Here is a 2,370-nt window from a genome sequence, read left to right on the forward strand (position 1 = left end):
GGACCTTGTCCCTGTGAGAGTAGGACGTCGCCAAGCAACCTTAAGACGAGTCAGAATGACTCGTCTTTTTTGTGTTTTAAACTTCTTATCAACCTCAAGTAAGTAACCCTTATTCTTTTGATCTCCTCATATTCATTTTCTTTCATTATTTTTGATGTGTAGTTTAAGATTTTCTATTTTATTTTTTGTAGAAGCACTTTGTCGGTATGTTAAAATAGTGCAGTTGTTTTTTGAGTACTTGAATATAAGGAAATTTAATTTTGAAAAAGGAGATAATATGAAAAAGATAGGTGTAATTACTATAGTAGTTTTAGTCTTTCTAGCAATTACTTATATGTTAGTAGGGAATTATTTTTATAATTATGCGTTGAATGCGAAACAAGAGAAAGAATTTTTAGAGGATAATCCTCATTTAGTAGAAACAGTGAATGCATCGGGAGGTGGGTTCGCTACAAACGAAGAAAAGGATGCGAACTTTGTATCAACTCATAAACCTAATACACGAAACATAAATTCTTTCGATAAGTTGAAATTAACAGGTTATGAATATATGAATGAACAATCTAGCCATAAATGGGCAATTGTAGTTCATGGATATGATAGCAGGGCATCGAAAATGACGAAATATATCCGGAATTTTTATGAACAAGGCTATAACGTCATAGCGCCAGACCTTCGTGGGCATGGAAATAGTGAAGGCGATTATATAGGGATGGGCTGGCACGATCGTAAAGATATTTTGATTTGGATTCAACAAATTGTAAAGAAAGATCCTAATGCTGAAATAGCACTCTTTGGTGTTTCGATGGGTGGAGCAACTGTAATGATGACTTCAGGTGAAGATTTACCTTCTAACGTTAAAGTTATTATTGAAGATTGTGGATACTCAACTGTTATTGATGAATTTACTTATCAACTAAAAGATTTATTCCACTTGCCAAAGTTTCCTGTTATGAATGCGGCAAATACGGTTACAAAATTAAGAGCTGGATATGATTTAGAAGAAGCTTCAGCTATAAAACAAGTAGCGAAAAGTAAAACACCTATGCTATTTATTCATGGGGATGCTGATACGTTCGTTCCTTATGAAATGTTAGATGAAGTATATAATGCTGCAAAAGTAGAAAAAGAGAAATTAATTGTTCCAGGTGCTGGACATGGAGAAGCTGAGAAGGTAGATTCAAATAAATATTGGAATACCGTATGGAAGTTCATGGGGAGATATATTCCAGCATAATTAGATTTGTATAAACGATAATCAGAAGGTAGTATTTTTATACTTTTGATTATCGTTTTTTTTCTATTCATAAATTCATTTTAGGTTGTAGTATATAAAGCTTGAAGCATAATTTTTTGAATTCTTTAGTGCTGGTGCTACAATGATTGAAAACTACATGTTAATGAGGTGTTTCTATGAAAATTGAAGTATGGTCAGATTTTGTATGCCCATTTTGCTATATTGGGAAACGTAGATTAGAGATGGCTTTAGAGCAATTTCCGCATAAGAAGGATGTTGAAGTTGAGTTTAAAAGTTTTGAATTAGACCAAAATGCTCCAATCTATTCTGGAACAAGTATTAATGAAGTACTTGCGTCAAAGTACGGGATTAGTATTGAAGAAGCTAAGCGTAATAATATACAACTAGGAAATCATGCAGCTAGCATGGGTTTAAGTTTTAATTTTGATGAGATGAAGCCGACGAATACTTTTGATGCGCATCGTCTTGCCAAATTTGCAAAGGATCAAGGGAAAGAAAAAGAGATTACGGAAAATCTACTTTTTGCATATTTCACTGAATCGAGAAATTTAAGTGATATAGATACGCTTGCTACTATTGCTGAAGCTTCAGGTTTAGATAAGCAAGAAGCTTTACGTGTTATTCATGATAAAGGTGCATATGCAAATGATGTTAGAATTGATGAAGCGATTGCTCAGCAATATCAAATTTCAGGAGTACCTTATTTTATTATTAATCAAAAGTATGCTATTTCAGGCGCACAACCACTCGAAACTTTTGTCGGTGCACTTCAACAAGTGTGGGAAGAAGAGAATCCTGCACCTAAGTTACAAGAGCTTTCTTCAGAGGGTAGAAGCGATATGTCTTGTACGGATGAAAGTTGTTCGGTACCTTTAAAAGAACAATAGTTTTTATGAGGGAATAGCAACCCATAGAGTATTTTATGGGTTGCTTATATCTTCTTATAGAAGAGGTATATAAATAGATAATGTAATAACGTAAATAAGATTTATAAAAAATGAAGTTTTTTATAAAAACATATTGACGATTTTAGGTTAGAGGTGTAATATAGAACAAGTCGCCGATGCAATAACGCAGAACGCGGCAAACGAAATGAAAAACTTAGTTGACAT

At 33.4% G+C, this 2,370-nt stretch carries 2 protein-coding genes; both read left to right on the forward strand.

The genetic code is table 11. The features are described 5' to 3' along the window. Positions 1-277 precede the first annotated feature (277 nt). Positions 278-1,237: an alpha/beta hydrolase gene (locus tag FS742_RS27065; RefSeq protein WP_144616449.1), complete on the forward strand. Its 960-nt coding sequence runs from the start codon at positions 278-280 to the stop codon at positions 1,235-1,237. Positions 1,238-1,413: 176 nt separating this feature from the next. Then, complete coding sequence (locus tag FS742_RS27070) at positions 1,414-2,145, forward strand: DsbA family oxidoreductase (protein ID WP_144616451.1); 732 nt, start codon at positions 1,414-1,416, stop codon at positions 2,143-2,145. The last annotated feature ends 225 nt before the right edge of the window (positions 2,146-2,370 follow it).

Origin of the sequence: Bacillus cereus, assembly GCF_007678085.1 — a bacterium.
Taxonomy (GTDB): domain Bacteria; phylum Bacillota; class Bacilli; order Bacillales; family Bacillaceae_G; genus Bacillus_A; species Bacillus_A cereus_BE.